This window comes from Pedobacter sp. UYP30, from assembly GCF_040547165.1.
Classification (GTDB): domain Bacteria; phylum Bacteroidota; class Bacteroidia; order Sphingobacteriales; family Sphingobacteriaceae; genus Pedobacter.
On record NZ_JBEPPD010000025.1, the window covers coordinates 20,615 to 45,121 of the forward strand.

Sequence of the window (24,507 nt, forward strand, 5' to 3'; positions counted from 1 at the left end):
GCAAGAAATTAATTGCAAGTTAAGTGCAAAGGAAAATTGGTGTCGAGAAATTAAATCCAAACTGGTCGTCAATCATTTTTGCAAGGCAACATCATTACGGATGTTAAATTTAGTGCCGAGTAAATTTAGTCATGGCTTGCTCGCTTCACATAAAACTTACATCCATCTAGCAACTGAAACCTTATTTTGAAACATTTTTTATAATAGCATTACAGTAGTTTTTTACTCGAGCAAAGATGCCGTATAATCCAGCAAATCTGTTCCGCCAGATTTTCCATGCCCAGGGATAACAATGTTTGCATGCGGACAGCTGCGGGCTACATTTTTTACCGTGCCTAGCCAAGCGGCTACGTTTGCATCTTCTAAATTTCCTTTTTGTGCTCCAAGCTCTTTAATCAAACAACCACCAAATAGTACTTGATCTGCCGGGAAATAGCCAACAACGTTGTCTTTGGTATGGCCTTCGCCTAGAAATTGGGCGTACACTTTCTTATTCCCGATATTTAGGGTAAGTAAGTGGTTAAAACTTTTTATAAAGGGCAAGTATTTATTTCCTGCTCTTTTCAAAAAGGCAATCGTTTTGGTAGAGGCCTCTATCGGAATGCGGTGTTTATGAAACGCATTTAAACCCGCAACACAATCTTGGTGAAAATGAGTGGGTATCACTACCTTAATCTCCGCCTTTAATTTTTTTGTTACGTATTGTATCAGTTCTTCGGTGCTTGAATTGGTTGCCGGCGTATCAAAAATCACTGCCTCATGATCGTTTATAACGAGCATTCCGTTACATTCAACATTGCCGAAATCTTTCGTTTTTAAAAATGAAATGTGCTGATAGGTGTGGTTCGACAGCTTCACCAACATCAGTTGACTTGATTTATATATGGTGTCTTTCTGCGGGGCTTTTTGCAACACCATCGCACGTAATTCTTGGCTGGCCAAACCCACTATCGCAAAACTACAGACCAATAAGCTGCTTTTTCTCAAGATTTTTTTCGCCATTGTTATCATCGCAATCGTTTATAAAATTAATATTCGTTTTATTTTTTTAAAAAAATATTGTTCTGGGCGTGCCCCAAGCTGCGCAAGGGTCGGGTCATTCGCTCCAAATCCTCGCTTCCCGAAACAAAATCGGGACAGGCTGTTTCTCGCTGTGGGTTTTCCGCTGCTACCCCTCACGCAAGACATCCCTTGTTTAGAAGTAGTTAGATATGAGATTTGAGACATGAGATATGAGAAATTCGAACTCGCTCAATCTTTGCTCCTTACATATTAATTCTTTATTCTTTCGGCTTTTAGCTTTGGTCTTTTCGCTTTTCGCTTTATGCTTTCCGCTTTGGTCTCTAACCTTTCAACGGCACATAAATATCAACCTTAGAATTCTCGCCTTTTTGAGCATCTTCGCCATAAACCTCAAAATCGTAATTGTACTTTCTATTTAGTCGTTTGTCGTTTCCCCAAATTTCATTCCAAGTAGTTACCATGGCGGCTGGCATTTCTACCATGTGTCGGCAGGCTGATTATACGTCTTGTAGCCAACCATGTCGGTTATAGGATTGTTGCCTATTGTTTTTCTGTCCTTAAATTCTACTGGTACGTCAAGCGCGTCGCCTATGGAAACACCGAATAATAAGGCCTTTATGTTTTGTAAATGATTCATGTTATTCTTTGACGGTAAGGAATATTGATTGCCACAATTGAGTAACCTATTTGTTAAAAATCTATTTAGAATTGATTGTTAAGGCATAATCATTTCTACCTTTTTTGGTTTTATAATCTTAAACTAAGAAGCTAATCTATACTTTTTATTGTTAAAAAAGTTGGCAGAACGTGCTAGCTCATCTTTCATCAGTAAAAACCAGTTTACTTCTCGTTAATTTACAGACTAAAATGCTCAAAAATTAAGTGCTATATTGCCTGCTGAAATCACTTTGGAAACGAATGAAAAAGCAAACTCAAGAAGAAACTATTGAGGAGATAGTAGAATATTTTAAGACATATATTTTTGAAAATCACATCAAGGCTTCAATCAATACCCATTCAAAGCTAAAGAGTTACAATATTAATCCAATAGTTGTAAAATACTTATCTAAAGTTTTAGAAGGCGGCTATACAGCTGTTGGAGTCGCAAAAGCTTTATTTTATCCGAGAGTTTTAGGAACATCGATAAATACGTCGTTCGGTACAAGGATACAAAATATGTTCGTCGACTTGAAACTTGCAGAAGGCTCTTTAATTAAAGGAATGGACATAGAGTTTATGGATAAAATTGATAACAGAAGAAAATGGTGCCAATTAAAATCTGGCCCAAACACCATTAATTCTGAGGATGTTAAACCTTTGGTAAGGAAGTTTACCGACACAATTAATCTCGCCAGAACAAATAAGGCATTTAAAAATATTAATAACACAGATTTTATTGTCGGGGTTCTTTATGGTGAACAAGTAGACTTGAGCATGCACTATAAAGTGATTGATAAGACCCACCCAGTTCTAATTGGGAAAGAGTTTTGGGCAAGAGTAACCGGTTTTCCGACATTCTATGATGGATTGGTAGAAAACCTTCGCATACTCATCGACAATATTGATACTCAAGACTTGATGAACAAAGGTGTTGCCCAACTAGCTAACGAAATAGAAAGTTCTCAACTTTTTGATTTTAGTAAATCATAATATTCATTTAAAAACTTAATAATCGAATAACCGACTTCCTTGCCTAAATTTACCGGAACAGCATTGCCAATTTGCTTATATTGTTGAGCCGTAGAGCCTACAAATTCCCAATCGTCTGGAAAAGTTTGAATTCTTGCATATTCTCTTACAGTAAATGGCCGAGTTTCGTCTGGATGACAACGTTCTGTCTGCTTCTGTGCAGGACTACAAGTTAGCGTTAGGCAAGGTTCATCCCAACCAATTCTTCGGGCAATACCAGTTTTTCCACCACCGAGATAAAAACTGCCGCCCATAAAAGATTTTTGAATTTCTAATGGCAAATCACGCCAATAACCTTTTTGAGGAATAAGGTCCAAGACTTCGATTTTGCTTTTTGGATAAGTTGCACCATTAGACTTTGGAACATCACTGCTAAATAACTCGCCCTTTTTTAAAGCGTCCTTTAAGTTGTATGTTTTCTTTGAAGGTTTCGGGTATTCGTATTTTAAACAAATATCTTTTCTAATACCAACCAAAATCAGCCGCTCGCGCTTTTGTGGAACTTTAAAATTGATGGCTTTTAAAACTTGAACTGGAACTACATTATAACCAATTTCATCCAAAATTGAAAGCATTCCTTCCAGAGTTTTTCCGTTTTCGTGACTCAATAAACCACGAACATTTTCGCCAATGCAAATTGGCGGGTTTGTTTCCTTTACCACTCTTGCAAACTCATAAAAAAGCGTTCCTCGGGCATCAGCAAGCCCTAATTTTTTGCCAGCATAACTAAATGCCTGACAAGGAAATCCACCTGTAACTACATCGACTTTATTATGATATTCGGAAAAATCAAATGTTTTGATATCGCCTTCTAACACATTCCAATTGGGCCTATTTTTACGCAATGTCTGACAAGCAAATTTATCTATTTCGTTAAGTGCAACACATTTTAAGCCCGCTTTTTCCATTCCAATTGCCAAACCACCAGCACCGGCAAACAACTCTAAAACATTATATTCACTTTTGGCCTCAACAAAATTCGAACACACTTCTTCGACCGCTGGATTCATAAAATCAGAAAACAACGTCTGCACATCAGACCGTCTATAAACTCTATAATTGCTCATTGGCTCGCGAACAGCAGGTAACTTGCCGTCCCGATCCCAACGTCTCAGCGTTTCTTTACTTTTACCAATTAGCTCCGCCGCTTCTGATAATGTTAAATATTCATTCATAACCAAGTTAACTAACCTTACTCAAGGGTTACAAATTTATAACAATATTTTAACTCGCGAAATAAACGTGTGAAATAAAACCAGTTCAAGAGTTTTGATGATGCTGCAAGTTTATTTTCGCTGTAGTCGACACTAAATCTCTAATCAAATCTTGTAATGATTCAGCGCTCCACATCCGTGTATAATCGACTATATCCGTTTAACATCCGACTAGCGTTAGCAAACTGTGCATCTTTGTTCTGTCGGTAGCCAAGGCGGTTGCTATTCATTAAGAGCGTTAAGAGCGTTAAGAGCGTCGAGAGCGTTTAGAACTTTAATCATTTCTATCACTTAAATCTTTATCATTATGGAAAGTGCATTTAACAAAGTAGTATTAACAGGGTTTGCAGGAGCAGATGCTGAAGTGAAAAACTTATCTGACAATCAGAAATTGGCAAAGGTAAGCCTTGCGGTAAACGAAAATTATAAGAATGCGGCAGGTGAGGAAGTGAAGAAGACCCATTGGTTCAACCTTACTTTTTGGGGCGCAAAGGCAGATATTGCCGAGGCTCAGATTAAAAAAGGTACAAGATTGACGATCGAGGGCAAACTGCAAACGGGCACCTATACTGCAAAAGATGGCGGCAAACGCTATACCACCGATATTGTGGTGCAAGAAGTAATGCTCGAAGAGGAAAGTGTGGTCAATTAGTTTGACGTAAAAATAACCTTGCCGCCGATTCATGAAAAGCTGTCCTCATTGCTGGTTGCATCGTTTCGAGAGTCTGTATTTTACGCTCATATTCTACGCATGTAGTGTAAAAATTTCCAGCAGAAATGCTTTTTGTTTCTACTGTTTTTTTTAATCTTGCAATTGGTTTTAAATGGTCGGTTCACAGAAATAATACGCAGAACGTTTGATTTACCCTGCAATAATAGTAGATTTGCACAAAAAAATATTGATACATGAGCGTTTTAGTAAATAAAGATTCTAAGGTTATCGTTCAAGGGTTTACCGGAAACGAGGGGACTTACCATGCAGAGCAAATGCTTGCCTATGGTACAAATGTAGTTGGTGGTGTAACTCCTGGCAAAGGTGGGCAATTGCATTTAGAAAAGCCTGTTTTTAACACGGTTGCAGATGCGGTAGAAAAAACTGGCGCAAATGTATCGATCATTTTCGTTCCCCCAGCGTTTGCTGCAGATGCTATTATGGAAGCTGCTGAAGGTGGAATTAAAGTAATTGTATGTATTACCGAAGGCATACCCACAAAAGATATGATTTTGGTAAAAGAATATTTGGTAGGTAGAGACACTACGCTTATAGGGCCAAATTGCCCAGGCATTATCACTGCCGATGAAGCTAAAATCGGTATTATGCCAGGCTTTATCTTTAAGAAAGGCCACGTTGGTGTGGTATCTAAATCGGGAACTTTAACTTATGAGGCAGTTGATCAAGTGGTTAAAGCAGGAATGGGAATTACTACGGCGATTGGTATTGGTGGAGATCCAATTATTGGAACACCAACTCTAGAAGCTGTAAAATTACTTATGAACGATCCTGAGACGCACGGTATTGTTATGATTGGCGAAATTGGCGGAAGTATGGAAGCCGATGCTGCTTATTGGATCAAAGAGAATGGTACAAAACCAGTTGTTGGATTCATTGCAGGGCAAACAGCGCCTCCGGGCAGAAGAATGGGGCATGCTGGTGCCATTGTTGGCGGCGCAGATGATACCGCTGCGGCAAAAATGAAGATTATGAGCGAATGCGGAATTAGAGTAGTGGAAAGTCCTGCTGAGATTGGTGTTGCCATGGCAGAGGAATTAGCGAAATAATTTCTGTTAAATATATAAAAAGCGGTTTCAGCGACGAAGCCGCTTTTTTTGTGGATGTAAAGTGTAAAATTTAGGCATACTAGTAGATTCTATTCTTGTTGTTTGACGGAGAGATTGCAAGAGTCGGTATGTAATGAAAACAAGCAACTACGATGAAAACCTAAATTAACGCTAGAGTGATTCAGTAAGAAAACTAATCCATGGGATTAACAGACATAAAGAAAGAGCTTAAAAAACTAGGTAAAGAAAAATTGATAAGCCTAATTTCTGAGTTATATAAAAATAACAAGTCGGTAAAGGAATACCTCGATTTTTACGTAAACCCAAATGAGGCAGCACTCTTTTAGAAATACCGCAGTAAGGTGTTTGAGGCTTTCTATCCCAAACGGGGCTATGATTTTAAACTTAGCGACGGTAAAAAGGCCATTAGCGATTTTAAGAAGCTAGGTCCCTCCTCAATACTTATTGTTGATTTGATGCTTTTTTATGTGGAAACAGGTGTGAAATTTACCAACGAATATGGCGACATTAGCGAAAGCTTCTATTCTGTCCTAGAGGCGACTTATGGCGCTGCTTTGAAACTGATGAGAAAAGAAAATTTGCTTATGGAATTTAAAGATCGAGCGGAGGAGATTGTTCACGACACCCGTAACATAGGTTGGAGCTTCCACTACTATTTAAGCCATGTTTACTCTTCTTTTTTTAGTTTAGAATAACATGCCTTAAAATGTGTAACTTCACAACAGCAGCGACTATCATTAATAAAAGCAATGGAAAAGTTAAAAAATATCCATCCAGGTGAAATTCTAAATGACGAATTCTGCTTCCGATGGAAATTTCTGCTTATCTTTTGGCAAAGGAAACTTTTATTCCACAAACATGTATCTCTAAGATTGTTAGGGGAAATAGAAGAATTACCGCTGATACGGCAATACGTTTTTCTAAGTTTTTCGGAACAAGCGCAAAATTTTGGTTGGGCTTACAAGATGATTTTGATCTTGAGGAAGAAAGAAATCAAAAGGAACTGAATGATAGCAAGTCGTTTCCATAAGTTTAAGCTTAACGGAAAAAAAAATCAAACTCTGAATTATTTTTTTGTATATTACGTAACAAATACTTAAAATTGTACGTAGATTAAAAGAAATGGATAAAAAACTCACACTAAGTCTTAACGAATCAATTATTGAAGTTGCCAAAGAATATGCAAAATCAAATAGTATAAGTTTATCTAAACTAATCGAATCGTATTTAGCTTCGCTAACTAAGAAAAAAGAAACTGAAACAGAAATTACACCATTAGTAAAAAGTTTAAGTGGCGTAATCAAGCTCAATCAAGATTTTGATTTCAAAGACGCATATACTGACTATTTAATCGAAAAATACAAATGAGGAGAATATTGATTGATAATAATATTGTTATTGATCTGCTTGCAAAAAGAGAGCCCTTTTATAAAGACGCAGCTGATTTGTTTTCTCATGGCGACAAAAAGAAAATTGCTTTAACGATTTCTGCCCTAACGTTTGCCAACACTAATTACATTATAACTAAACTGAAATCGGCCAAAGAAACTAGGGGGATTTTAAGAAAGTTTAAGGTGCTGGTGGAAATTCTTGCTCTTGACGATAAAATTACTGAGTTAGCCCTTAGCGACGATGATTTTTTTGATTTAGAAGATGGATTACAGTATTATTCGGCTATCGAGAACAAAATAGATATAATCATTACGCGCAATAAAAAAGATTTTAAAAGTTCAAAACTCCCCGTTTTAACTGCCAAAGAATTTTTAGCACAGGAGATTTGAACCACTTCGTAAAAACGAACATTCTAACATGAACGATACTAACATAACCGACAAACCGAAAGTCCACACGAAAATTGAAAAAAAGGCTAAAGAAATTGGCTTTACCATGCCTTCTGACTTGTACATAGGCACACTTTTAAAAACTTTGATTACCTCTAAACCTAATAGCAACCTTTTAGAACTTGGCACCGGAATCGGCTTGTCTTTATCGTGGATGATTGATGGAATGGATGAGAACTCAAAATTAACGAGTGTAGATAACGACAAAAATTTAACGGCTATTGCCAAGGAGTTTTTTGGCGAAGACAAACGTGTACAACTAATTTGCGCCGATGGAAGTGATTGGATCAAAAATTACGAAGGCGAACTTTTCGATTTAGTTTTTGCAGATGCCTGGCCTGGAAAATACAGCGAGTTAGACGAAATTTTAGCGTTAATCAGGGTTGGTGGATTTTACGTCATCGATGATATGCAAGCTCAGCCGAACTGGCCACTTGGACATCAGGAAAATGTAGATGGTTTAGTTGACTATTTGGAGAACAGAAAAGATTTAAGCCTTACAAAAATGAACTGGTCGACAGGGATTATAATTGCTACAAAAAGAGCTTAGAAACGAGAAATTTCAAATATAGTTCGTCTTTCCACTAACAAACTTATTCCCTTTTAAAAAGAATCGCCAAGGTATAGAAAAATAAGGTTCGGGGCAGCCCAAGCCAATGCGTGGACTTGCAACAATATCGCTTTCTACAATTTTTATTGCCTCATCTTCTATCCAAAGAACATCGCCCAAAAGCGAAATATTATCGAAAGTTTTATTTAAGCCTAACGCTTTCGCCAAAGACCCAGGTCCTTTTGCCAAGCGGTTTAAGAGAACATTTCCTCTTCGTATTTGCATTAGGTCTATGCCCTCGGTCGGTTCAATTGCTCTTATTAATATTGCTTCGGCGGTTCCTTCTGCGCCGGCAACTATGTTTAGCATATCATGTATGCCATAGCAAATGTACATGTAGGCAACGCCGCCATTATTAAACATGGTAGCATTTTTGGGTGTTTTTTTATTGTTAAATGAGTGGCAGCCGCTATCGGTGGCGCCCAAATAGGCTTCGGTTTCTACAATCATTCCACCGGTTATTTCGCCGTCGATATTGGTGTACACAAACTTCCCAATAAGTTCCTTTGCCATTTCTACGGTGTCGTCTCGCTTATAAAAAGTATCGTTTAATTTCATGTAGAAATAATACCCAATTAATGTTATGGAGGAATTGGCTTAATCAGTAAAGTCGAAAGGTTTTACCAATTTTTTATTTGTTTAATATAATTTGTAACCTCAGAAGCCATCACTTTATGCTCCGCTAAATCTGGGTGACCGCCACAGCCGCCCGAGAATTGCTTCGAAAAGAAATACTTGTACACATTATTATTTTTTTCGAGCGCTTTTGCAACTACAGCAGCAATATATTTTTGTAGAACTATATTTAACTTTCTATCTGCCATTGGGCTAGTTAAACACAAAATAGTTGATTTAGGATAGATGGTGCGCAAGCGATTGATAAACTTTACATAAGCAGAAGTAAACGCTACCGAGTCTTGGATGCCATCGTTTTGGCCAAGACAAATAGAAACCACATCTGGCTGGTAACAGTTAAAATTATATTTGATAGAATCTTCCTGTAAACTTATTTTATCGAATGTTGCCGGCATTAATAATGGTGCACCACCGTAGCTATGTATAAGTCCAATGCCCGAAACCGCGGTTAGGTGCCACTGTGCATTTAATGCCCTGGCTGTTGTTGGACCGTAAGCCAAATACGCATTATGTTCGTCGTACCACTCGTTAGTGCCACACGGAATTGTTAAATCGGCACCAAAACCACAGGTTATAGAATCTCCAATAAATTCTATGGTACGTTGTGGAAGTGGTACTGGTTTTAAAAGCTTATTGCACTTAATACCAACAAATTCTAAATAGCCAATACTTGCCTCTGTAGCTTTACAAATTAACACGGTATGTTTACCAGCCGAGAAATTGTCGCCAACTAAAACTGTATTTTGTTTATCCTTTAATTGGATCCTTTTAGGAATGCCACCATCTACCACAATAGTAATGTAGTTATGGAGTTTTGGGTCCTTTACCTCATCATTTATTAAAACCTCACACTTTTTCCCTTCAAAAGTTGCTTGCAGATAAACTCCCGGTGCCCAAAACTTTGGCATCGCTTTGTTAGAAAAATCAATCCGTCCAACATATTGTATACTAGAGTTGTTAGCTTTAAAAAACTTAATTTTTGTTCCGGCAACAGCCGAGAAAGAAATTAGAAATAAAAAAAGAAAGGTTTTTACGGTGCTTTTCATTGATGAATTAATTTTGATGATATAGGTTAAATACTATTTATAGAGGCTTAAAATTCGACAGCAAAATATAGTGCTGGTCGACGGTATTTTGCAACGGCTTATAACGGTAAATCTAAATCTTTTTTACGTTTATAAAAATCAATATTTGTTTTCAGACCTTATTTTCAAAAAACTGCTCTTCTGTTTAAAACTTACCTGCGCGGTTGATTTTTTCCGGCCTCGATGATTTTCCTATCCAATGCCTTCTTGGTTATGTTTGGCTTTTCTGCTTGCTTACGCTTTAGATTTCTACGATACGCGCCAGATATTTTTTGGATAAATTCTTTAAATGTATCAAACTGTTGCGCGTAAACAAGGCCAAATGAGGTTACATTTGCATTTGGATTGATGCCGCTGTTTAAGAAAATGCTCTGCTGTGTTGGTGGCTTATTTGCTAACTTACCAATTAAACTACCATCTTTTTTAATTAAGAAAAGTGCTTCAACTTCGCTGCCCACGTTATTTTTAGAAAAATCTATTAACGACAGATCATTTACACTATTCCTATCTACAATACCTGCATTAATAACCAGTCTGTTGCTAAATAATTTAAAAGACGCATTTGCCTCACTCAAAGACCTTACGTTTAAATCTACAAAATTTAGGTTTAATGACGACAATACATTGTTAAACTGGTTAAATACCAGTTCTGTTGCTGTTTTAGAAACGGTTGAACCAATTTGATTTCCAAAAGATTCCCCACCATTTCCAGGCGCAAAACTTCTACGAATAATTAGGCTAAATGCCTGAAGATTTACATTATTCACATCGCTTAAATAAGTTTGCAGCCTTTCTTTAACCGAAGGTTGAGATGGGAAATTAATATCTAGCTTTATTGTTGGTTGGAGTAGAAGACCAGTTAGGCCCATTTCTACCTCTGTATCTACACGTTGGTTGGCCTCGGCACTAATGTCTCTATTTGCCGCACGATAGAGCTCGCTTAAATCTGCCCTTACGGCATAAATGGCCTTTAAATTAATCTGAGCAGCACTTGGATTTCCAGTCCAACGAATGGTGCCGCCCTGTCTAATGTCGAATTTTTTGTTGATGACCTCTTGAGCCGTAAAATCAAAACTTCCACTTTCGATAATGTAATCGCCACTCATTTCAAAATCGCCCAAACTGTTTATGTTTAGGTTTAAATCGGCATTTCCCTTACCACTTAAATTTCCAAGATCGGTGTAAATATTTGCCGTTGTATTTGGGTCGATGTTTAATTTAAAGACTAAAGTAAGGCCATCAAAATTGGTTTTCTTTTTAACTATCTTGCTGGTATCGCTGCTTACAAAGTTGATAAAATCGTTGTTAGATACGGTCTCCGAACTATTTAAGGGCAAATTAAATACAGTGCCTTTTTCTGTCTTTGCTTTAATAACAATCTTCATTTTAGAAGTAGGCCCGTTAAATTTAAACTCGCCTGTTCCGTAGGCACGGCCGTAATACACCGAGTTGTCTTTAGAAGTTGTGTTTAGCGCCATAAAATCGGTAGCATTTAGCGTAACGTTTATGGTGGGATCGTTAATGTTTTTTAAATCTACTGTTCCATTGGCAATGCCCTCATGTCCCTCAACGTCCTCAAGTTTAAAATCGTTTAGTGTTATGCTACTGTTATTTACCTCAACTTCGTCGGTAATGATGTACGTAGTTTTTAAATAGTTAACCGTAAGTTTACTTTTATCTAAAGAAACGCTACCGTTAATATCTGGACTGCTCAAGTTGCCAGTTACCGTTAGATCAGAAGAAATGTTGCCGCTAAGGTTCGAAACTAATTCTTTTACAAACGGCTCTAAAATAGTTAGTTTGCTGTCTCGCATTTTGACTGCCAGATTTATTGTTTCATCTTTTAAGTCTAAATCGCCGGTGAGTTTTAGGTTTTCTTTATCGTTGCTTATAATTTTGGTGTAAACGTTTATTTTATTGGTATTCTGATTGTAAGAAGAAGTATCTGTTAGCGTACCCAAATAGATGTTGTTAAAACTTAGAGAATCTATTTTAACGTTGTCGTCTATTTTGGGCTTATTTAAAATGCCAAATAGTTTGGTCGTTCCATTTACATTGCCACTAAGAATTGCCCCAAAGCCTTTTGTAAACGGGTTTAAGGTGCTCAAATTAAAGTTTTCAAAACCAATTTTTAACGCATCTTCTTCATTGTCTGATATGAATCCATTTGCGGTAATCGTTTGTGTTCCATTGGTTAAATCGAAATTAGAAACTTCTGTTTTGCCGTTGTTGAGCACAATTCTAACTTTTTCTTCAATTCGCCATTCTTCATTGTTTATTTTAACAATAGATGGCAATAGACTTAGCCTTGCAGTGGTATCTATGTTTTTGGTAAACTCTACTAAGCCGTTTAAATCCAGCTGATTTGCCTCATCTGCATTAGACATCTTTACGTTGAATGCCAGGCTATCATTCCTCAAAATATTGCTAATGTTTACATCTTTATAATAAAGGCTATCATTTATCTGCACTTTATCAGAGGTTAAGATTACTTGCAATTGCTCTGCAGAAGTATTTTCATCCAGAATGATATTATCTACCAGAATACCTTTATAATTTAAGCTTTTGATTGAGCCTGCTAGTGAGGCCTTATTGTTTTTAGAATCGAAATCTCCTAAAAAGGAGGCGCCTTGATCCAAAACAAGACCCGGAGCAATAATCTGCGCCAAAGGTTCGAAGTTTTTTATTTTTAGACTAAACGTAAACAACTGATCATTGTACTTAAATACTTTGGTATTAAGTGAAGGAATATAGGTTTTTGCAATGGCTTTATAATAGGATCCGATGGAGTTCAAATCATATTGGCCAGTAAGACTTGCATCTAATATATCAGAGTTGATGGCCAAATTTCTTTCGCGGCCAACACCTTCTGCTACCAACCGTACAGAATCCACGGCATAAATGCCTTTAGGATTTCTCATGGTAATGTTTTGCACCAACAACCTACCTTCTATGTTGTTAAGATTTGTTCCAGAAAAATTAGTGTTAAATTTTGCGCTTATGGATATGGAGTCTTTTAGCAACTTTAATTTACGCAAATTGGCATTTTGTATATTTGCGTTGAAGTTAAAGATAGGTAGTTTTGGGTTTAAGTTAACCCCGCCATCAAAATTAAGCTTAACGTTCGCATCGTTTATGCTCAGTTTGCCCTTAAAGAATTTCTTGTCAAAATTCCCATCGACCTTAATATTGTGGTAACGATAACCATTAAAATCTAAATAAGCAACTTGGCCGCGTAACTTTTCGTTAAGTGTTTTAACTTCGGTTCCACGCCCCTGTACATATAAAGATGAACTAATTTTGCCCAGCGATTTTTCGTCAATTAAATTCCCTATATCAAAATCGTAAGTCTTCACGTTGCCAGAATAGGAGGGAATGTTTTGCTTATCAATCTTCATATTTACATCAGAAACCACCCGCCCCAGTTTTGTTTTAAATTCGCCATAGGCAATAAAATTGTTTTGGAAGCCGGTAAATGAACCGTTGAAATTAACATTGCCAAATTTTTCTACAATGGCGGGGGTAATGTTTGCTTTATTTCCGGTAATGCCCCCTAAAATTTCATCAAGATCTTTTTTATTTGTGCCTGCCAAATCTATGTCTAAATCCATAAAAGTGCTCTGCAAGTGGGGCAGTCCCCTTAAGCTAAAATCCCCTCTTATGTAGGTGGCTTTTCCCGCTTTAACCATCAACTTTTTTGCTCGCAAATTATTTACCAAGCCCGTTATCTGTCCATCAACATCCACATCCAACTTCATAGTTTCAAGCTCTGGCGCAAAATAGGCAACATCTCGGCTGCTGAGGTGGCTATTTTTAAAAATAGCCTTCATCCTAACCTTATTCACATAGTCGTTAAAGTCTCTGTAACTTTTAAAACGCATTTGGTAATAGTTAGATAGCCTGCTTCTATCAGTTACCAGTAACATGTTTTTCAGCTCTATGGCATTGCTGTCTACCGTGGTTTGGGCGGTAAGATTTTTAAGATAAAAGCCACTTCTTTCCCTGAAGGTAAGATTCTTAATGTCTGCTTTAAATAAGTGGTTTTTAAAATCTATCCCCTCAATAATGCCGCTTAAATTTCGCAAGGCCGCGTTATCAAAGTTTATGCTTTTACCCTGCGCGGTATCTTTAGCGGTATAATTTTTATATTTAAAGGCAACGTTATTTAAAATGAGCTTACCAAAAGTTAAATCGAACGGCTTTTTGGTGCTGTCTTGTTTAACTGGTGTCGCCTGGCCTGTATCAAAATAATTGATGATAAAATCTAAGTTGGTTGTGGCGTCTTTATATTCCTTTAAAAAAAGATGTGCGCTGTTTAGCTGAACGGTATTAATTTTTACAACTTTATTTTTAATAGAAAAGTTACCTATATCTACCAGAAATTTTGGGGCACTTAGTAGCGTATCTTTCTGTAAGTCTAACACCAACAAATCTTCTAAAACAATAGATTTAAAGGGCTTTATGTATAGGCTTTTTATTGCTACTGTCGTGTTAAGTTCTTTCGAAAGATAACTAGCCGCTTTTTGGGCAACATAAGTTTGTACAGGTTTAAACTGCAAAACAAAAATAATAAGTGTCACCAATAATATTATCGATGCAATTACCCAAATGAGTATTTTAAATAGTTTTTTAATAATTTTGCAGCTTAAATATTATATCTTGTCAATTATACTCGCTATTGAATCTTCTTGCGACGATACATCGGTCGCTATTTGTAACAACGGTAAAATTACATCCAATGTTATTGCAAACCAAACAATTCATCAAAATTATGGTGGTGTAGTTCCCGAGCTCGCTTCTAGGGTACATCAAAAAAATATTGTTCCGGCAATCCATCAAGCGCTTCAACAAGCGGGAGTTAGCAAAAAGGAGATAGATGCGGTTGCATTTACCCGTGGCCCAGGGTTGTTAGGGTCTCTTTTGGTTGGGGTTTCTTTTGCCAAATCCTTTGCATTGGCGCTAAACATCCCATTAGTTTCTGTAAACCACATGCACGCCCATATTCTAGCACATTTTATTCCTGGCGATAAAAATCCGCCCGAGTTTCCGTTTTTGTGTTTAACTGTTTCTGGAGGTCACACACAAATTGTGCTGATAAAAGATTATTTTAATATGGAAATTGTGGGCGAGACTTTAGACGATGCCGCAGGTGAAGCATTTGACAAAACTGCGAAGCTTTTAAACTTGCCCTACCCCGGCGGCCCGCTGATAGACAAACATGCAAAAGTTGGAAATTCGCAGGCTTTCCAATTTGCGAAACCTCAAATTGCTGATCTTAATTTTAGCTTTAGTGGCTTTAAAACATCTATTTTATACCTCTTGAGAAAACATGTGGCAGCGAATCCAAATTTCGTTGTAGAAAACCTTAATGATATCTGTGCATCGGTTCAGTACAGCATTGTACAAATTTTGATGAACAAATTAGAGACAGCGGCGCTAAGGTTTGGGATAAAGCAAGTTGCCATAGCTGGCGGGGTTTCTGCAAATTCTGGATTGAGAAATGCGTTAGAAGCAAACCATGAAAAGTTAGGTTGGCAAACCTTTATTCCACCATTTCAATACTGTACAGACAATGCAGGAATGATCGCCATAGCAGGTTATTATAAGTTTTTGGAGAAAGACTTCGTAGACCAAAGTGTGTCGCCTATGGCAAGGATGGAATTTTAAAAAAGAAAATTTTACATCAGTCGAACTCGACTTACAGTTTTTTGAAGTATAATTGGCAAAATAAAGTATTTCTATGGCAGCGGCATCTTTAATATTCTGGATCTTATGTGGATTACCCTTAATAGGATTAATTTATTGGCTAATTAGGAAAGATAAGAACAAATTTGCGGGTAGCATTGGCATGATTATTTTGTTTTTGTTGATTGTGGCAGGTGTGTTAATGATCCTATATAAAACAAACGATTTTAATGCAATGTTTTCTGAGGATTTTTCAAGATAATTGGAAGCATTAAGTAGCCCCTCTCAGAGACTGGCTAAAACAAAGTTTGTTTTCTAGGAAATTTAATTTTTTAAAATCATTTTTACCAATCCTCAAATGTGCGTTTGTCCATTGCCGTTTTTCTAATTTTTGAAATGTTTCCAAGAATTTTTTTAAGTACATTTCTAAATAATTTTAGGTTTACCTCTTCTCCAAAGAAAATGTCATCTATAATGTCTTCAAAATCTTCTACATTTAGCCATTCTGTAATTAAAGCTTCTGTTTGGTTCAAATAATCATCATCATTTTCGCAATTAGAAGCCAATAGGCCAAATTGCAATGTCAAATCTCGATTAAATTTTCCTGCCTCTGTAAGTATGCCGTTGTATGCTTCTTTTGATAAGTCGTCGGTATCCATTAATACTATTTAGAATCTGATCTATAAATTAAAGAAAGGCATATTATCGGTTGATTTGTAAAACCTATTTCTGTGCCAAATATCCTAATTACCAAGCAAAATAAACAAAAAAAGCTATCGATAAAAATCGATAGCCTAGGTATTTTTTGCAATAGGTTCTATTTAGTCTTTGGCTTATCGCCCAAAACAGCCACTTTAATTTTATTTTCCAGCTCGTCAGCTAATTCTGGGTTGTCATTTAACAACTGTTTTACAGCATCTCTTCCTTGCCCTAATTTAGTGTCTCCATAAGAATACCAAGAGCCAGCCTTTTTAACAATTCCAAAGTCGACACCTAAATCTACAATTTCGCCATTTTTAGAAATTCCCTCTCCAAACATAATGTCAAATTCGGCAATTCTAAAAGGAGGGGCAACTTTGTTTTTCACAACTTTTACTTTTACCCTATTTCCCGATACTTCATCAGAATCTTTGATTTGAGAAATTCTACGTATATCTAACCGCACTGAAGCATAAAATTTTAATGCATTACCGCCTGTAGTTGTCTCTGGATTTCCGAACATTACACCGATTTTTTCACGCAATTGATTGATGAAAATACAGCTACATCCGGTTTTAGAAATGGTACCGGTTAGTTTTCTAAGGGCTTGGCTCATTAAACGGGCATGTAACCCCATCTTGCTGTCGCCCATTTCTCCTTCGATTTCGCTTTTTGGTACTAATGCCGCAACCGAGTCAATTACAATAACGTCAATTGCTCCAGAGCGAATCAAATTATCGGCAATCTCTAAAGCTTGCTCCCCATTATCTGGTTGAGAAATTAGTAGATTGTCAGTGTCTACGCCTAATTTTTTAGCGTAAAATTGATCAAAAGCGTGTTCTGCATCTATAAAGGCTGCAATGCCACCTCTCTTTTGGGCTTCTGCTATAATATGCGTTGCCAAGGTAGTTTTACCAGAAGATTCTGGTCCGTAAATTTCTATTACACGACCTTTTGGTATGCCGCCAATCCCTAAGGCGATATCTAAACTGATGGAACCTGTAGAAATAGATTCTATACTTTCTATTGGGCTATCGCCCAATTTCATAATAGCGCCTTTGCCGTAAGATTTCTCTAATTTATCAAGCGTTAACTGTAAGGCTTTTAATTTGTCTGGATTTGAATTGCTATTCATCTTTAATTTTTATCGGAACGTATCTCGTAAATATACCTATTATTTATATGCTAAACCTAAATTATCTGTACTAATATATTTAGCGAATGTAAATGTTATTTTGCTAAATACAATAGTATTTATTTAAATATTTTAATCTTTTTTAACGGTTGGAGTTTTTTCGGTATTTGCTTCTGCCTTTTGCAACTTTGCGTAATATTTACACAAAGCACTTATCGGGCAGATGTTACATTTTGGGCTTCTTGCCAAACAAGTGTACCGGCCGTGCAAAATAAGCCAATGGTGTGCAATGTAAATTTTGTCTTGGGGTAAATTTTTAACTAAATCTTTTTCAACTGCTAAGGGTGTTTTTCCATTTGTTAGGCCCAAACGCCTCGATACTCTAAAAACGTGCGTATCTACAGCCATTGCAGGCGCATTGTACACTACAGATGCGATAACGTTAGCTGTTTTACGCCCCACACCAGGCATTTTTTGGAGGTCGTCTACATTGCTAGGCACCACGTTATTAAAGGTGTTTACGAGCATATTTGCCATGCCTACCAAGTGTTTTGCTTTGTTGTTTGGATAGCTAATGCTCCTAATATAGTCGAAAACTATATCTGATGTAACCGCTGCCAGTGCTTTTGCATCTGGAAAACGTTGAAAAAGCGCGGGAGTAACCATGTTTACCCTTTTGTCGGTACATTGTGCCGATAAAATTACAGCAACCAATAATTGGTAAGGGTTGTGGTAATGTAACTCGGTTTCGGCCTCGGGCTGATGAGCAGAAAAATAATCTACAAAAAGTGTATAGCGTTCTTTCTTTAGCATAGGCAAATATAACGAGCAAACTTTTATGTGTCGGTTGTTTTTTAGAAATAATTAATCGGTGATCTAGTTCGAGTTTTTTAAAGGTAGCCCATCGACGGTTATGCGCGTTAACGATTGACCCGGCATCCTTTTGTCCTGCTTTTTAGCAGGGTAAAAGATATAGGAGAAAGCGTGTTAAAACGCCCAAAAAACGATTTAAAATAAATTATTTCAACACAATTTCATTAGCGTTGGAAAAATAATGGACATAAAAAAAGCCGCACATTTTGCGCGGCTTGGTTTCTTGTGGTAAATTACTTGCTTTTGCTGTAATCTAAAATCCGTTGAATTATGTCTGCGGACGGATTTCGTTTGAGAAGGTCTAATTTAGGACTGATGTGACCATAAAAGGCATCCAAATCTACACCGAACTTTACTTCTTGAGTAACGTCGGGATGGTTTTGAGGAGAATTTACACTGTTTTTAGTTGTAGAGGTTTTAATCATAAGCAATAAATAGTTTTATATTTTCTATTTAAACGCTTGATTTTATGCTTTATTTTACAGTTAAGAAAAATAAAATTAACCTTTATAACTAATTTCTCTCGAACTTAACATCTTACGTAGATTGCTCAACGCATAGCGCATTCGGCCAAGAGCTGTGTTTATACTTACGTCTGTAACGTAGGCAATGTCTTTAAAACTCAAATCGGCGTAATGGCGCATCAGCAAAACTTCTTTTTGCTCTTCGGGCAAATTGCGAATAAGTGCCTTTAAATCTTTATGGCTTTGATCTCTCAGCATTTTCTCTTCTACATTTTCATCATAAAAATGTAGGGTATTAAGAACATCTACACTATCTGAACTTGTAATTACAGGTGTGCGCTTTTCTTTTCTAAAATAGTCTATAACCAAGTTGTGCGCAATACGCATTACCCAAGGCAAAAACTTCCCCTCTTCATTGTATTTTCCGGATCTTAAGGTGTTTATTACCTTAATAAAAGCGTCTTGAAAAATATCTTCTGCCAAATACTGATCTTTAACCATCAGGTAAATGGAGGTAAAAATTTTTGTTTTGTGTCTAATTATAAGTTCTTCAAGCGCAAGTTCATTGCCTGTAATATAAAGCCTTACTAGCTCCTGCTCGTTGTGTGGTCGTAAATTCATAGGTTTTTACTTGACAGTAATGTAGTATGTTTCTAAAAATTAATTTGGTAGAAGTTTAATTTCTATAACGTATCTCCTATGTTTATTGAATGATTTGGCTTTGAGCCTGTTAATTGCCAAAGAAAGTGTTTTTTTTTTCAAAAAGCAAAAAATAACATATTAAAAAGAAAAAAGCGGCGCAAGTAACTTATTTTTGTACTCTTTAATTCTTCTATTTCAAGAAGAGCGTAAGTTTACACAACATCTATGAGCAAAAACGAAGCCGAGAAAGATCCACAAAAAAATATTATAATAAAAGGTGCCCGTGTACACAATTTAAAGAACATAGATGTGGCCATCCCCAAAAACAAATTGGTGGTCATTACTGGCATGTCTGGTTCGGGTAAATCATCTTTGGCCTTCGATACACTGTATGCAGAAGGGCAAAGGCGCTATGTAGAAAGTCTTTCTGCTTATGCCCGGCAATTTATGGGGCGGATGAACAAGCCAGATGTAGATTATATTAAAGGAATAGCACCTGCCATTGCCATAGAACAAAAGGTTATTACCAGCAATCCACGTTCTACAGTTGGAACATCTACCGAGATTTACGACTATTTAAAGCTGCTCTTTTCTCGCATTGGCAAAACACTATCGCCCGTTAGTGGTAAAGAAGTAAAGAAAGATACCGTAACAACGGTTGTAAATTTTATAGCTGACTTAGAAGAAGGAACAGCTGCCACCATTTTTTGTCCATTATACCCGCACAACGAACGTACGATTAAAGAAGAGTTGGCTATTTTGCTGCAAAAAGGTTTTTTAAGGGTTTTAATTGCTGATGAGGTTTTGAAAATAGAAGCCGTTTTAGACGACGCTAGCTTTAAAGATAAAAAGCTTACAGACGAAAAAACTGTCCAGATTTTGGTAGACCGAGTGGTGGTTAACAACGAAGAGGAAACGCTTAACAGATTGGCAGATAGTGTGCAAACTGCTTTTTTTGAAGGCAAAGGCGATTGTTTTGTAGACGCAAACGGAACTATAAAACACTTTAGCGATCGGTTTGAATTAGATGGGATTACTTTTGAGGAACCCACTCCAAACTTTTTCTCTTTTAACAACCCTTACGGCGCGTGTAAACGTTGCGAAGGTTATGGGAATGTGATTGGTATTGATGGAGATCTTGTTGTTCCAGATAAAAGCAAAAGTATATATGACAATGCGATTGCGCCCTGGCGTGGTGAAAAAATGGGAATCTATCAGAAGAATTTTATCAAGGTAGCGGGTAAATTCGACTTTCCAATACACAGGTCTTTCAGCGAATTAACTGAAAAAGAGCAGGCCTTGCTTTGGAGCGGAAACAAATACTTTGAAGGCTTAGATGCTTTTTTTAAAGATTTAGAGGCGCAGACCTATAAAATTCAGTATCGGGTAATGCTTTCTAGGTATCGAGGCAAAACCATCTGCCCAGAATGCAAGGGCTCTCGGTTGCGTAAAGATGCTTCTTACGTTAAGGTTGATGGGAAATCTATCGTAGATGCAGTGTTAATGCCACTCGACAAAGCAATTGTTTTTTTCGATAGTTTAAAACTCGAAGCCAATCAGGCAAAAATCGCAAAAAGATTGCTTGCAGAAATTCAAAGCCGCCTGTTGTATCTTAATAACGTGGGTTTGGGATATTTAACGCTCAATAGGCTGTCGAATACACTTTCTGGCGGCGAGTCTCAGCGGATAAATTTGGCTACATCTTTAGGAAGCAGCTTGGTTGGTTCTATCTATGTGTTGGATGAACCCAGTATCGGGCTGCACCCAAGAGATACCAATAAATTGATAGAAGTGCTGTTGAGTTTGCGCAACGTGGGCAACACGGTTTTGGTGGTAGAACACGAGGAAGAAATGATGCGTGCTGCAGACCATATTATAGACATTGGTCCAGAAGCTGGTACGCATGGTGGCAATTTAGTTTTTAGTGGCGATTACAAAGAAATTTTAAAAGACAAAAATAGCCTTACGGGAAGGTATTTGTCTGGAAAGGAACGAATTGAAATTCCTAAACACCGTAGAAAATGGAAGGATAACATTCTTATTGAAGGTGCGAGAGAAAACAACCTCAAAAACATAGATGTTAAATTCCCTCTTGGCATTTACACAGCCGTTACCGGAGTTTCTGGTTCTGGTAAAACCAGTTTGGTTAAAAAAATTCTTTATCCTGCTTTGCAAAAAGCTATTGGAAATTATTCTGGCGAACAAACAGGCGCTTACAATGCCATTAGCGGCGCGGTAGAGTTGGTGAGTCAGGTAGAATTGGTGGATCAAAACCCCATTGGCCGTAGCAGCCGCTCTAACCCGGTAACTTATGTAAAAGCTTGGGATGATGTGCGTGCGCTGTTTGCAGCACTTCCTGCTTCGAAAGCGGCAGGCCTTAAACCATCGGCCTTTTCTTTTAACGTAGAAGGTGGGAGGTGCGAGGTTTGCCAAGGCGAAGGTGAGGTAAAAATAGAGATGCAATTTATGGCCGACATTTATCTGCTCTGCGAAGCTTGCAACGGAAAACGGTTTAAGCAGCAGGTGTTAGACGTAACCTACAAAGAAAAAAACGTTGCAGATATTTTAGAAATGACCATAGAAGACGCTGTTGCTTTCTTCGCCAAAGAACAAAAAATATCAAACAAGCTGCAGCCGTTGGTAGATGTGGGTTTAGGCTATGTGCATTTAGGCCAGTCTAGCAATACCTTATCGGGTGGCGAAGCACAGCGTATAAAGTTAGCTTCGTTTTTAATAAAGGGAAATAACGCACATAAAACCTTGTTTATTTTTGATGAACCCACTACAGGACTCCATTTCCACGACATTAAAAAACTGCTTATCGCTTTAAATACCTTAATAGAACAAGGAAACAGCATTTTGGTTATAGAGCATAATATGGATATGATAAAGAGCGCCGATTGGGTAATAGACATTGGCCCAGAAGGTGGCGATGGCGGCGGACACTTGGTTTTTGAAGGCGTTCCAGAAGATTTAGCGAAAATTAAAGGATCACACACGGGCAAATATTTGGCTGGGCATTTAAAATTAAAATCATAATTTAGGCAATGCTTTTTTTAACGTTTTTCATTGGCTTGGCCTTAAATGCCATGGGTTACATCCCGCCGGGAAACATTAACCTTACTGTTGCACAAATTTCCATTAACAAGGGCATGCGCCAAGTGTGGAATTTTGTGCTTTCCTTTTCGTGCGTAGAAGTCTGTTTTACTTTTGGTATGATGCGCTTTGCGCGATGGGCAATGAGCGATATAAATCCAAACGTTGCTGTTAGCCAAGTAAGGCTCGGCACCCTGGTAGATTGTTTTATGATTGTGCTGCTTACTGCGATGGGCACCATTACTTGGGTCAATAGAAAAAAGCAACCTGTTACCAAAGAAGAAGGCAAAGGAAGCAATAGCGTTTGGTACGGCATGATTCTGGGCGTCCTTAATCCCGTTCAAATTCCGTTTTGGTTATTCTTTGGCAATTATGTAATTCTACATAACTGGATAAATACCGATTACCTTTCGCTCGTTATCTTTAGCATAGGTTCTGGCTTCGGTTCTGCGCTGGCGCTGTATTGCTACGCACATTTTGCCACGTATATACAAGAAAAATTTACGCTCAGCAGTCTCATCATCAATAAATCTATTGCTATTTTTCTTTTTTGCCTTGCGGGATATTTGATTGTGAAGCAGGCGGTGATTTTGTTTTGAGGGGAATTAACTTGTTAGATTAACCCTAAAGAGCGATTTTTTATTGATAAATATAGCACGTATATTACGATTGGCATTCTAAATTTGACCTTAAAATCACTAGTCATTTTTTATATATTTACGGTTAACGTTTATGTGGCGTTTGCTATACAAAGTCGCCCTGATTTGGGTGTATAGGGTCGATATTGCCTAACATATATAAAAGTTGTATGCAATCTAAGAACTGAAATGGACTTCCAACCGATTAACAAAAATGTAAACGAAGAAGATTTAAACCTTATTTATAATTCTATTGATGAATTAAATAAGGAATTAAATAATGTTGCTTTGGAAATTTTCAAAAATGAGACTGATAAAAAAGTGTTGTCTAAACCAAGTCATTTTACTTTTTCAATTGTTCACAGAGCAATAGAATTAAATAGAGGTTTTAAAACACTATCTGAAGCGAATAATTGGATTACCGCAATTAATTTAATTAGACTGCAATCCGATAATTGTATGAGATTATTTGCATTAAGTTTAGTTCCTGACCGACTTGATTTCTATCAAAGAATTTTAAACGGAGAGCATATTAGGAATTTAAAAGACGGAGAAGGAAATAAAATGACTGACAATTACTTGTCAAAAAAACTGGACATTCTTTATCCTGGATTTAAAATGCTTTATGAGAACACAAGTGGTTTTATTCATTTCTCGAAAGAACATATTGCTATAAATAATGATAAAGTTGAAAATAACGAAGATTTCATAATGTATATACGTCTCGCAGAAACAACTGAATTCCCAGTCCATAAAAAAGTTGATTACGCATTTAATATGTTCGTTGTTGGAAAAGAGTTGTTTAAACTTATGAAAGGTTATAAATTAAGTATGGAGGAATTTATGAAAATTTACAAGTGATAAAAGACTGTATACAGCACCGTATATAAGCTATGGCTGAGTCCGTGCCTTCTTGGAAAATGCTGCGGATTTTCCAAAGCCAGTTTTTATTTGGAGAGGTTCGTGCTACACGCCACAACTCATATACATCAACCTTAGGCATAGCTAAAATCAAGGATAAAACGAAATGAATATTACCATAATAATTATTCTTACTGCAATATGTTTATATCTGATTTTAAATAACTTAAAAATTAAAAAGACGTTAAACGGATATGATTCTGAATTTTCTGAACATCAAACCTCGCTAAAATTACTTGAAAGTAAAGTTTTAAAAAACAAAAAAGAGTTTGAAGGTATAGAAAGAGAATTAGTCAATATTCGGATTCAGAAAGAAAAAGAAAAACTTGGGTTATCTGAGTTACCAGCAGAAGAATATATTAATCGAGTTACTTACTTAATAAACACGTATATTAGTATCAAAATCGAATATATGAACAATATTTTTAGGGGTGAGAATATTTTAGCCTTCATAAA

The 24,507-nt window shown here is 37.0% G+C and carries 24 protein-coding genes and 1 pseudogene; 13 read left to right on the plus strand and 12 right to left on the minus strand.

Annotation, left to right across the window (positions count from 1 at the left end; all coding sequences use genetic code 11):
• Positions 1-222 precede the first annotated feature (222 nt).
• The 3 genes from bla to ABIB40_RS18590 form a co-directional block, all read right to left on the minus strand.
• A complete protein-coding gene (gene bla / locus ABIB40_RS18580) occupies positions 223-1,002 on the minus strand; it encodes a subclass B1 metallo-beta-lactamase (protein WP_354361046.1) in 780 nt (259 codons plus the stop codon).
• A 341-nt stretch (positions 1,003-1,343) separates the two neighbouring features.
• On the minus strand, positions 1,344-1,505 hold the full coding sequence (locus ABIB40_RS18585; RefSeq protein WP_354361048.1) for an effector binding domain-containing protein: 162 nt from the start codon (positions 1,503-1,505) through the stop codon (positions 1,344-1,346).
• Positions 1,499-1,660 carry an ADP-ribosylglycohydrolase family protein gene (locus ABIB40_RS18590; RefSeq protein ID WP_354361050.1) on the minus strand — a complete coding sequence of 54 codons (162 nt, stop codon included), beginning with the start codon at positions 1,658-1,660 and terminating at the stop codon, positions 1,499-1,501. The genes ABIB40_RS18585 and ABIB40_RS18590 overlap by 7 nt, the downstream gene beginning before the upstream one ends.
• A gap of 281 nt (positions 1,661-1,941) precedes the next feature.
• On the opposite strand from ABIB40_RS18590, the gene ABIB40_RS18595 reads away from it, so the two are divergent.
• A complete protein-coding gene (locus ABIB40_RS18595; protein WP_354361052.1) occupies positions 1,942-2,673 on the plus strand; it encodes a PmeII family type II restriction endonuclease in 732 nt (243 codons plus the stop codon).
• Here the strand turns inward: ABIB40_RS18595 and dcm are convergent.
• Positions 2,646-3,887, minus strand: a complete 1,242-nt coding sequence (dcm, locus tag ABIB40_RS18600) for a DNA (cytosine-5-)-methyltransferase (protein WP_354361054.1) — start codon at positions 3,885-3,887, stop codon at positions 2,646-2,648. The two genes, ABIB40_RS18595 and dcm, sit on opposite strands and share 28 nt — an antisense overlap.
• A 346-nt stretch (positions 3,888-4,233) precedes the next feature.
• Here dcm and ABIB40_RS18605 point away from each other — a divergent pair, with 346 nt between their 5' ends.
• The 7 genes and pseudogenes from ABIB40_RS18605 (at position 4,234) to ABIB40_RS18635 (ending at position 8,117) form a co-directional block, all read left to right on the plus strand.
• Complete coding sequence (locus ABIB40_RS18605) at positions 4,234-4,578, plus strand: single-stranded DNA-binding protein (protein WP_354361056.1); 345 nt, start codon at positions 4,234-4,236, stop codon at positions 4,576-4,578.
• A 254-nt stretch (positions 4,579-4,832) separates the two neighbouring features.
• A complete protein-coding gene (gene sucD, locus ABIB40_RS18610) occupies positions 4,833-5,705 on the plus strand; it encodes a succinate--CoA ligase subunit alpha (RefSeq protein WP_354361058.1) in 873 nt (290 codons plus the stop codon).
• 200 nt (positions 5,706-5,905) lie between these two features.
• Positions 5,906-6,421, plus strand: a pseudogene (locus tag ABIB40_RS18615) (DUF6155 family protein).
• A 113-nt stretch (positions 6,422-6,534) separates the two neighbouring features.
• The gene (locus tag ABIB40_RS18620) at positions 6,535-6,756 is read left to right on the plus strand and encodes a HigA family addiction module antitoxin (protein ID WP_354361060.1); all 222 of its coding nucleotides are present in this window, start codon (positions 6,535-6,537) and stop codon (positions 6,754-6,756) included.
• Between the two features lie 92 nt (positions 6,757-6,848).
• Positions 6,849-7,094, plus strand: coding sequence for a DUF6364 family protein (locus tag ABIB40_RS18625; RefSeq protein ID WP_354361062.1), 246 nt, complete (start codon positions 6,849-6,851; stop codon positions 7,092-7,094).
• The gene (locus ABIB40_RS18630; RefSeq protein WP_354361064.1) at positions 7,091-7,507 is read left to right on the plus strand and encodes a type II toxin-antitoxin system VapC family toxin; all 417 of its coding nucleotides are present in this window, start codon (positions 7,091-7,093) and stop codon (positions 7,505-7,507) included. The genes ABIB40_RS18625 and ABIB40_RS18630 overlap by 4 nt, the downstream gene beginning before the upstream one ends.
• 28 nt (positions 7,508-7,535) lie before the next feature.
• Positions 7,536-8,117, plus strand: a complete 582-nt coding sequence (locus tag ABIB40_RS18635; protein WP_354361066.1) for an O-methyltransferase — start codon at positions 7,536-7,538, stop codon at positions 8,115-8,117.
• A gap of 12 nt (positions 8,118-8,129) precedes the next feature.
• On the opposite strand, the gene ABIB40_RS18640 is transcribed toward ABIB40_RS18635, so the two are convergent.
• The 3 genes from ABIB40_RS18640 to ABIB40_RS18650 form a co-directional block, all read right to left on the minus strand.
• Positions 8,130-8,735, minus strand: a complete 606-nt coding sequence (locus tag ABIB40_RS18640) for a DNA-3-methyladenine glycosylase (RefSeq protein WP_354361068.1) — start codon at positions 8,733-8,735, stop codon at positions 8,130-8,132.
• A 62-nt stretch (positions 8,736-8,797) separates the two neighbouring features.
• Entirely contained in the window at positions 8,798-9,859 is a 1,062-nt protein-coding gene (locus ABIB40_RS18645; protein ID WP_354361070.1) for an SGNH/GDSL hydrolase family protein, read from the minus strand.
• Between the two features lie 191 nt (positions 9,860-10,050).
• The gene (locus ABIB40_RS18650; protein WP_354361072.1) at positions 10,051-14,478 is read right to left on the minus strand and encodes a translocation/assembly module TamB domain-containing protein; all 4,428 of its coding nucleotides are present in this window, start codon (positions 14,476-14,478) and stop codon (positions 10,051-10,053) included.
• A gap of 79 nt (positions 14,479-14,557) precedes the next feature.
• Here ABIB40_RS18650 and tsaD point away from each other — a divergent pair, with 79 nt between their 5' ends.
• Positions 14,558-15,565: a tRNA (adenosine(37)-N6)-threonylcarbamoyltransferase complex transferase subunit TsaD gene (gene tsaD / locus ABIB40_RS18655; RefSeq protein WP_354361074.1), complete on the plus strand. Its 1,008-nt coding sequence runs from the start codon at positions 14,558-14,560 to the stop codon at positions 15,563-15,565.
• 362 nt (positions 15,566-15,927) lie between these two features.
• Here the strand turns inward: tsaD and ABIB40_RS18660 are convergent, their stop codons facing one another.
• From ABIB40_RS18660 to ABIB40_RS18680, 5 genes are all read right to left on the minus strand, one after another.
• Complete coding sequence (locus ABIB40_RS18660) at positions 15,928-16,242, minus strand: hypothetical protein (protein WP_354361076.1); 315 nt, start codon at positions 16,240-16,242, stop codon at positions 15,928-15,930.
• A gap of 158 nt (positions 16,243-16,400) precedes the next feature.
• Entirely contained in the window at positions 16,401-17,417 is a 1,017-nt protein-coding gene (gene recA / locus ABIB40_RS18665) for a recombinase RecA (protein ID WP_354361078.1), read from the minus strand.
• Between the two features lie 132 nt (positions 17,418-17,549).
• Positions 17,550-18,230, minus strand: coding sequence for an endonuclease III (gene nth / locus ABIB40_RS18670; RefSeq protein ID WP_354361080.1), 681 nt, complete (start codon positions 18,228-18,230; stop codon positions 17,550-17,552).
• A 293-nt stretch (positions 18,231-18,523) separates the two neighbouring features.
• Positions 18,524-18,715 carry a hypothetical protein gene (locus ABIB40_RS18675; RefSeq protein WP_354361082.1) on the minus strand — a complete coding sequence of 64 codons (192 nt, stop codon included), beginning with the start codon at positions 18,713-18,715 and terminating at the stop codon, positions 18,524-18,526.
• 75 nt (positions 18,716-18,790) lie between these two features.
• Complete coding sequence (locus ABIB40_RS18680) at positions 18,791-19,375, minus strand: RNA polymerase sigma factor (protein WP_354361084.1); 585 nt, start codon at positions 19,373-19,375, stop codon at positions 18,791-18,793.
• Between the two features lie 246 nt (positions 19,376-19,621).
• Between ABIB40_RS18680 and uvrA the strand changes: the two genes are divergently transcribed.
• The 4 genes from uvrA to ABIB40_RS18700 all read left to right on the plus strand — a co-directional run.
• Positions 19,622-22,435: an excinuclease ABC subunit UvrA gene (gene uvrA / locus ABIB40_RS18685; RefSeq protein WP_354361086.1), complete on the plus strand. Its 2,814-nt coding sequence runs from the start codon at positions 19,622-19,624 to the stop codon at positions 22,433-22,435.
• A gap of 8 nt (positions 22,436-22,443) precedes the next feature.
• On the plus strand, positions 22,444-23,091 hold the full coding sequence (locus ABIB40_RS18690; RefSeq protein ID WP_354361088.1) for a LysE family transporter: 648 nt from the start codon (positions 22,444-22,446) through the stop codon (positions 23,089-23,091).
• Between the two features lie 228 nt (positions 23,092-23,319).
• Positions 23,320-23,991, plus strand: coding sequence for a hypothetical protein (locus tag ABIB40_RS18695; protein ID WP_354361090.1), 672 nt, complete (start codon positions 23,320-23,322; stop codon positions 23,989-23,991).
• Positions 23,992-24,157: 166 nt separating this feature from the next.
• A partial coding sequence (locus ABIB40_RS18700) for a hypothetical protein (protein WP_354361092.1) occupies positions 24,158-24,507 on the plus strand: 350 nt, incomplete at its 3' end.

Excerpts from the sequence above, each read along its gene's own strand:
- bla (WP_354361046.1), bottom strand. The coding sequence starts at position 1,002 with ATGGCGAAAAAAATCTTGAGAAAAAGCAGCTTATTGGTCTGTAGTTTT.
- ABIB40_RS18585 (WP_354361048.1), bottom strand. The coding sequence starts at position 1,505 with ATGGTAGAAATGCCAGCCGCCATGGTAACTACTTGGAATGAAATTTGG.
- ABIB40_RS18590 (WP_354361050.1), bottom strand. The coding sequence starts at position 1,660 with ATGAATCATTTACAAAACATAAAGGCCTTATTATTCGGTGTTTCCATA.
- ABIB40_RS18595 (WP_354361052.1), top strand. The coding sequence starts at position 1,942 with ATGAAAAAGCAAACTCAAGAAGAAACTATTGAGGAGATAGTAGAATAT.
- dcm (WP_354361054.1), bottom strand. The coding sequence starts at position 3,887 with ATGAATGAATATTTAACATTATCAGAAGCGGCGGAGCTAATTGGTAAA.
- ABIB40_RS18605 (WP_354361056.1), top strand. The coding sequence starts at position 4,234 with ATGGAAAGTGCATTTAACAAAGTAGTATTAACAGGGTTTGCAGGAGCA.
- sucD (WP_354361058.1), top strand. The coding sequence starts at position 4,833 with ATGAGCGTTTTAGTAAATAAAGATTCTAAGGTTATCGTTCAAGGGTTT.
- ABIB40_RS18620 (WP_354361060.1), top strand. The coding sequence starts at position 6,535 with ATGGAAATTTCTGCTTATCTTTTGGCAAAGGAAACTTTTATTCCACAA.
- ABIB40_RS18625 (WP_354361062.1), top strand. The coding sequence starts at position 6,849 with ATGGATAAAAAACTCACACTAAGTCTTAACGAATCAATTATTGAAGTT.
- ABIB40_RS18630 (WP_354361064.1), top strand. The coding sequence starts at position 7,091 with ATGAGGAGAATATTGATTGATAATAATATTGTTATTGATCTGCTTGCA.
- ABIB40_RS18635 (WP_354361066.1), top strand. The coding sequence starts at position 7,536 with ATGAACGATACTAACATAACCGACAAACCGAAAGTCCACACGAAAATT.
- ABIB40_RS18640 (WP_354361068.1), bottom strand. The coding sequence starts at position 8,735 with ATGAAATTAAACGATACTTTTTATAAGCGAGACGACACCGTAGAAATG.
- ABIB40_RS18645 (WP_354361070.1), bottom strand. The coding sequence starts at position 9,859 with ATGAAAAGCACCGTAAAAACCTTTCTTTTTTTATTTCTAATTTCTTTC.
- ABIB40_RS18660 (WP_354361076.1), bottom strand. The coding sequence starts at position 16,242 with ATGGATACCGACGACTTATCAAAAGAAGCATACAACGGCATACTTACA.
- recA (WP_354361078.1), bottom strand. The coding sequence starts at position 17,417 with ATGAATAGCAATTCAAATCCAGACAAATTAAAAGCCTTACAGTTAACG.
- nth (WP_354361080.1), bottom strand. The coding sequence starts at position 18,230 with ATGCTAAAGAAAGAACGCTATACACTTTTTGTAGATTATTTTTCTGCT.
- ABIB40_RS18675 (WP_354361082.1), bottom strand. The coding sequence starts at position 18,715 with ATGATTAAAACCTCTACAACTAAAAACAGTGTAAATTCTCCTCAAAAC.
- ABIB40_RS18680 (WP_354361084.1), bottom strand. The coding sequence starts at position 19,375 with ATGAATTTACGACCACACAACGAGCAGGAGCTAGTAAGGCTTTATATT.
- uvrA (WP_354361086.1), top strand. The coding sequence starts at position 19,622 with ATGAGCAAAAACGAAGCCGAGAAAGATCCACAAAAAAATATTATAATA.
- ABIB40_RS18690 (WP_354361088.1), top strand. The coding sequence starts at position 22,444 with ATGCTTTTTTTAACGTTTTTCATTGGCTTGGCCTTAAATGCCATGGGT.
- ABIB40_RS18695 (WP_354361090.1), top strand. The coding sequence starts at position 23,320 with ATGGACTTCCAACCGATTAACAAAAATGTAAACGAAGAAGATTTAAAC.